Source organism: Wolbachia endosymbiont of Tuta absoluta (assembly GCF_059414725.1).
Genome location: NZ_JBNRJY010000130.1, coordinates 1 through 6,491, shown reverse-complemented (window position 1 = coordinate 6,491; position 6,491 = coordinate 1). Strand labels below are relative to the sequence as shown.

General features: G+C 36.7%; 4 protein-coding genes and 2 pseudogenes. 2 read left to right on the top strand and 4 right to left on the bottom strand.

Annotated elements, in window-relative coordinates; all coding sequences use genetic code 11:
* The 4 genes and pseudogenes from ACJ5GX_RS01310 to ACJ5GX_RS01295 form a co-directional block, all read right to left on the bottom strand.
* Window positions 1–283: hypothetical protein (locus ACJ5GX_RS01310; RefSeq protein WP_495292608.1), on the bottom strand; the 283-nt coding region annotated here is incomplete at its 3' end.
* Window positions 284–1,375: 1,092 nt separating this feature from the next.
* Window positions 1,376–1,837 (bottom strand): annotated as a pseudogene (locus ACJ5GX_RS01305) (amino acid kinase family protein); the annotation flags it as partial.
* Between the two features lie 89 nt (window positions 1,838–1,926).
* On the bottom strand, window positions 1,927–3,645 hold the full coding sequence (locus ACJ5GX_RS01300; protein WP_007302300.1) for a monovalent cation:proton antiporter-2 (CPA2) family protein: 1,719 nt from the start codon (window positions 3,643–3,645) through the stop codon (window positions 1,927–1,929).
* 5 nt (window positions 3,646–3,650) lie between these two features.
* On the bottom strand, window positions 3,651–4,223 hold the full coding sequence (locus ACJ5GX_RS01295) for a thioredoxin family protein (protein ID WP_052264880.1): 573 nt from the start codon (window positions 4,221–4,223) through the stop codon (window positions 3,651–3,653).
* A 33-nt stretch (window positions 4,224–4,256) separates the two neighbouring features.
* Here ACJ5GX_RS01295 and cysS point away from each other — a divergent pair, with 33 nt between their 5' ends.
* A complete protein-coding gene (gene cysS, locus ACJ5GX_RS01290) occupies window positions 4,257–5,597 on the top strand; it encodes a cysteine--tRNA ligase (protein WP_495292607.1) in 1,341 nt (446 codons plus the stop codon).
* Window positions 5,566–5,685: pseudogene (locus ACJ5GX_RS01285) on the top strand (YqaA family protein); the annotation flags it as partial. The gene cysS and the pseudogene ACJ5GX_RS01285, both read left to right, overlap by 32 nt.
* Between the last annotated feature and the right edge of the window lie 806 nt (window positions 5,686–6,491).

The window sequence follows — 6,491 nt, the reverse complement described above, 5'->3', positions numbered from 1 at the left end:
CTTTAACATAGTCCACTCCTGATACTGAACGTAGGATTCCATTAGTTTTCAGAACATCCATTTTCCTCTCAGTAGGTGAGGCTGAAGTCAACAGTATCGGGTAATCCTTTTTACCAGTCTCTATGTAAATAAGGTTGTAATCTTTGAAAAGGCCTCTCCGGCCTCTGTTAAAACTAGCAGTCATTTTGGCTGGTTTTCCAGAACCTGTGTCGTCTCCTTCAAATTTTCGCTTTATACTCTCAAACATATGGCCATCTCCATTTCCATCGCTTTCGGCACTCATTGCCCCCCCAAATAACACGAAATATCTCTATAACAAGGGCTTTAAACAATTGTAATAATAAATTTATAAAATTTCCCCCTAGTCGCTTCGAACTTGGCGCCCTTTTTTTCCGTAAATTGCTGAACTTATCAATGTCATAAGTGGCCAATTTTATGAATTATAAACTGAAGAGGTTTTATTTGATTTTTGCGATAGAGGTAAACGTCATAAGAATTTAATGAAATGAAACGAAGGTTGTGCGGGTCAGCTAATATACATGGTGTAAAAAAAATAGCTGAGAATATTTTAAGGGGTGAACCAGTACGTGAAACTGAACAACTTACCCCAAGGAACATAGGTAGAAATATGAAAAAAAATTGGCCCTCCCATACAAATTATCCCGGCCGGGTAACACACTAAGTATGGGAGGGTGAAATTATTTTTTCATATTTCGACCTATGTTCCTTGGGGAAAGTTGTTCAGTTTCACGTACTGGTTCACCCCTTAAAATATTCTCAGCTAATTTTTTTACACCTTATATGTCTTTTATAATACTTATTAGTAGGATTTACCCACCTTTGTGTTTGCCCAACGCCGCCAAGTCTACAGGTAGCGGGCGTAGCGGCACCGGCGCGGGGGGAGCTGTCGCGCCACACGGCTGCGGGCGACGCACTCGCGCGAATGCCCCGCGCGTCGCCGCTTCGGCGCGTTCTTTCGACGACACCCTCCTCGAGTCCAGGAAACGGAGATTGGGTAATTTGTATATTACGTAGTATCTGGAAAGAATAACAAATATGTAAAGAGACTAGCTACATACATACACATATCACGCCTTTATCCCTTGCGGGGTAGGCAGATCGATCCCACTGCTGAACAAAGGCCTCCCCGCAATCTTACATTCTTTGCGGTCTAATGCCACCGTCATCCACTCCTGTAAATAAAGAATTTAAAAAATTTAGTCGTCCCATAGAGCCATGGTGTCCCTTCTCTACTATCCAATGGACACAAAATTAAATTCACATTTAATTTATTTATTAAGGTCATATTTAAGTGTGAAATCAAGAGTTTTAAAACGTTCCTAAAAGGCTGTTTCCAAACAAATCAAAGAAAGATCGATCCTCCTCTACCAAAAGTAGTGATTCTATCATCGTGTATACCCTGAAAACCAGCAATGATTGCAGCAGTATAACCCTCAGCAAAAGATCTTTTTACATGGTCAATTTTTATCTTTTTTATTTTAGACTCAGAATAAAAATTATCCGTTACAATTGGTAACTGCCAGGCGAGCCATGATTTAGCATTAACTCCAACAGACAGAAGAGTGATAGCTAATAACCCGCAAGAGATTTGTTCTCCTGCTGAAAGCAGGACATCATACTCTGATAACTCTTGTCTACAATTTAAATTTGAAATTTGCCTGGCTTGAAAAGCCATTTGGTCAGTGAATCCTGCAGCAGCAGATACAACAGCAATTACATTATAACCTTTTTCAATATCGTTTTTTATTAGATTTGCAACTCGATTTAAGTCAGTTAGCGAAGTACCACCAAATTTTTTTATTATTATTTTGTTCATAGTTACAATAAGGTCAATTTCACCTTTCTAGAGAGTATAGTTGCTTAATTAAATGTGTTTTTCTGATCACTAATTAAAGTGATAGAGGATTATTCATCTTTATCACTACCAAGGTCTTTTAACATACTGTAGTTGCCTTTTCTAAATTTACCTTTTAAAGATGTAACTCCGCTTTCGCTAATTCCACTTAAGCTTAATGCTGCTCCACCTAGCTGCAATCCAATCTCAGACGTCTCGGGAATAATTTTACTAGCCCCTAGATCTTTATAAACCTCCACATTATTCAAATCTGGTAAACGTATTATAATATTTACATGTGGGAAGTTTGTTGCAACTAGAGAAACTATTTTCTTTATAGTGACTTCGTTCTTTATTGAAACCACAAGAGCTTGAGCTCTTTCTATTCCTACTGATTTTAAAATTTCATATCTTGTAGCATCTCCAAGATATATAGGGAAACTGTCATTTTTTCCTTCTTTCACTATTTTTGATTGAATATCTACAACAACATAACTTAAATGCTCTGCAGTAAGCATTTTCGTTACCATATATCCCACTCTACCAAACCCGGCAACTATTACGTGGTTATAAAGATCTTGTGTGTCTGTTTCGATTGCTTCATCGTCTAGTATTATTTTTTCAGTGCTAAATGAATTTGCTATCCAGTCTCCAATTCCCGATAAAAGAGGAGTAAAAGCCATAGTTACTGTAGTTACCATCATAAGCACTTGAGCGATTTCACTTGATAGTACATCTAATTCATCTGCTAAACGGAATAAAATAAATGCAAATTCACCGCCTTGTGCAAGCAGTAATCCAGCTTGTATTGCAGGTGCACTTCTAAATCCAAAAAATCTACACAATGTATATATAATGGACGTCTTTAAAACGATAAGGATAATTGATAATAAAGTAACGAGTGGTAACTTATTGAGTAAAAGGTCAATATCAATAGACATGCCAACAGTCATAAAGAATAAACCAAGAAATAAGTCTTTAAATGGCAATACTGCATGTTCTACCGAATTCCTGTGTTCTGTTTCTGCAACTAGTAACCCAGCAACAAATGCGCCTAATGCCATTGATAAATGAAATTGTTCAGTAATAAATGCTGATCCTAATATTATCAGAAGTGTTGTTGATATAAAGATTTCATTACTCTCCATTTTGGCAATAACCGAAAACAATGGCCTCAGTAATAACCTACCAGTTACAAATATCAACACCAATGCAATAGCTGCTTGCACTAATGAGCCTGCCAACGAGCTTATTAAGCTGTGTTCAGAATTGCCAGTAAGCAGGGGCACTAGTACTATTAGAGGTACCACTGCAAAGTCCTGCATTAGTAGCACTGCTATTGACAATCTACCAACTTGGCTTGCTTGAGAACCCTTTTCTTGCAGAACCTGCAACACTATTGCTGTTGAGGATAGTGCAAGTCCACCACCAATAACTGCTGCCATGTTTGTATTTACTCCAAAGGCAAGAGCAATGCACCATATTGCTATCATGGTAACTATAACTTGAAGGGAACCAAACCCAAACACATGCCTACGCATAGCGATAAGGCGTTCAAATGTCAATTCAAGACCTATAATGAACAATAGGAAAACTACGCCAAACTCTGCAAAGTTATCCATTACTTCAACTGAATGTATCAGATTAAATCCATGAGAACCAATCAATGCACCTGCAACAAAGTAACCAAGCACTGGACTAATATTCATTTTCCAAAACGCTATGACTATAAACACAGCAGCGGAAAGTAAGATTATAATATCAAACAAATGCTGAGAGCCGCTGTGCATAATATTTAACCTGTAGAATTAGACCATTTTATTGAACAACCAATACTTGATTTTTGGTCAATTGGAGGATTGCTAGTTTTTGCAATAAATTTCATCGCTTGAAATAAATCACTACTTCCTATTTCATAATTTTGAACTTTCTCTTTTTTTGCATTGTTAAAACGTCCACGATAACGAAGTTTTAAATCAGCGTTAAACCCAAAGAAATCAGGGGTACAAACAGCACCATACTCTTTAGCTACTTCTTGGTTACTGTCAATTAAATATGGAAATGTAAACTTATTTTTCTCTGCAAAATTAATCATGTTTTCAAAAGAGTCTTCTGGGTACTTATTCACATCATTTGGCATGATTGCAACGGTGTTTACCTGATAATCTTTTTTCAACAAATTAACATCGCTTACTAGATTGCTAATAATTGATTGAACGTAAGGACAGTGATTGCATATAAACATTACAATAAGACCATTTTCCCCATAGCAGTCACTTAATGTATAATATTTGTTATCCACTCCCAAGAGATTGAAATTCTTTGCAGTAAAGTCTAAATCTATCTTAGGAGTGTCTAGCGTAACCATAGCTCATAGAGAATTGTATACCGTATATAATTTATGATCGATCATATAAAAATGTACGTTTGTGGGCCAACAGTATATGATACAGCACATATAGGTAATGCACGTTCTATTGTTGTTTACGATGTATTATTTCGACTGCTTAAATTTTGTTATGGAAAAGTTACTTATGTGCGTAATATAACCGACATCGATGACAAGATAATCAATGCAGCAAATGAGAAAAATAGTAATATAGAAAGCATTAGCAAATATTACACTAAAACTTTTCATGAAGACATGGAAAGCATAAATTGTGCAGAACCAACATATGAACCAAAAGCAACGGAAAACATAGATAACATTATCAAGTTAATTGAGTCTTTGCTGCAAGCTGGTCATGCTTATGAATCCAATAAACATGTATATTTTAGTGTAGAATCTTACCCTGAATACGGCGTTTTATCAGGAAAAAAAATTGATGAATTAAACTACGGTAGTAGAGTTGAAGTTGGTGAAAATAAAAAACACCCAGGAGACTTCGTACTTTGGAAACCTGCAAACGAAACTGACTATAAACTTTCAAGTCACTGGAATAGTCCATGGGGAGAGGGAAGACCAGGGTGGCATATAGAATGTTCAGCAATGTCATATGCTTACCTTGGCAAAGATTTTGACATTCACGGTGGGGGTATAGACTTGCAATTTCCTCATCATGAGAATGAAATTGCACAGAGTAAATCTGCATTTGCTGAGTCAACGTTTGCAAAATATTGGGTACACAACGGGTTTCTTACGGTAAATGAAGAGAAAATGAGCAAATCCTTATTTAATATAGTCAAAGTAAGGGATTTGTTAGATAGTGGAATAAAGGGTGAAGTAATACGTTATGCGCTGCTTAAAACTCACTACAGAAAACCACTTGATTGGACAGAAAATGTTATCTCTGAGTCGCAAGAAACTTTAAACAAGTTTTATCGGTTATTACGTAGTACATGTATTGAGGAAAGTGATACAGAAGTCTCTAAAGATTTTATAGAGGCTTTGAAAAACGATTTAAACATTCCTGAAGCTGTAGCCATATTGCATGAAATGGCTACAGAAATCAATAAGACAAGTAATGAATATGAGAAGCTCAAATTAACTAAGAAGTTTGTTAAAAGCGCAAGGTTCATTGGTATTCTTGAGTCAAGTTATCAAGAGTGGTTTGCAAGTGGTGTGAGTCATCAAGAAATAGAAAGGTTGATAGACTTAAGAAAAGTAGCAAAACAAAATAAAGATTATGATACTGCAGACAAAATAAGAGAGCAATTGAAACAAATGGGGGTTACAATTTCTGACAACGAAGATGGTACAACAACTTGGTATGGAAAATTATCTCCTATTGTTTATAGATAGCCTAGTATCATCGCTTATCTTACCCATACATCAAGGTTTTGTACTTTACACTATGTTATGCTTTAGGTCAAACTACGATCGATCGTTAAAAAATCCCCTAATTCCAGAGGGAAATACCCTGAAGAAGTGAATACTCTCAACCACTCTAAAACACCTAACACATGAGGTGATTTCATTAAACGATCGATCTTGACTGTACCTTCCCGTAATATTCTAAGTCTATGAAACCTTCGCAATATCTTTACCAATGGAGTTATAAAAACTTCTTTGATAGATTCTTCTAAGGTATTATTTATTTTTAATAAAGTTATCTATCTTCATTCGAACCACAGACCTCCGTAAGTCTGAAAGGGTCAATAGTTCTCTGTCTCTGTCTATTGCAGCGGTGAATGCACTTCTCTATCTCTGTCTTTCTAATAGACTGGTGAATGAACTAATATATCAAGTCCTAACGGCTTTTAAATGTCTAGTGACATAACTGGAGTGCTGGACGCGAGAAAGCAAAGTCTAGTCTGGGTGAGGGCTGAAATCGGTGATATTTCGTAATTAATTTTTAGAGAAAGGAAAAATTCCAACGCCCAATTTTTTCCTTACTATACTTGACTAGCACTCTTCTTGTCGTGTGGGACATCGATTATCATTGGAACCTTGACAAACTTGATAAATCGGTTCAACCTTTAGGGTTTTATTGAATTTAGTGGGTAGGACGTCGTCTAGCAGCTAGATGGGCGATGACATTGTTGTCGTTTCAACTTGGACAACACTGGCATACAGGGTAGGAATATATGTCAAAAGACAATTACAATAGCGACTGGATGGCGGAGTATCGTGCCTTATGGCGTTCCTTAGGGCCGTGGCCTGCTATAGGCTGACGAGATGCGTGTTTGATGAAAA

Bases quoted from the DNA above. Each gene is read 5' to 3' on its own strand.
- ACJ5GX_RS01295 (WP_052264880.1), bottom strand. From the start codon at position 4,223: ATGGTTACGCTAGACACTCCTAAGATAGATTTAGACTTTACTGCAAAG.
- cysS (WP_495292607.1), top strand. From the start codon at position 4,257: ATGATCGATCATATAAAAATGTACGTTTGTGGGCCAACAGTATATGAT.
- ACJ5GX_RS01300 (WP_007302300.1), bottom strand. From the start codon at position 3,645: ATGCACAGCGGCTCTCAGCATTTGTTTGATATTATAATCTTACTTTCC.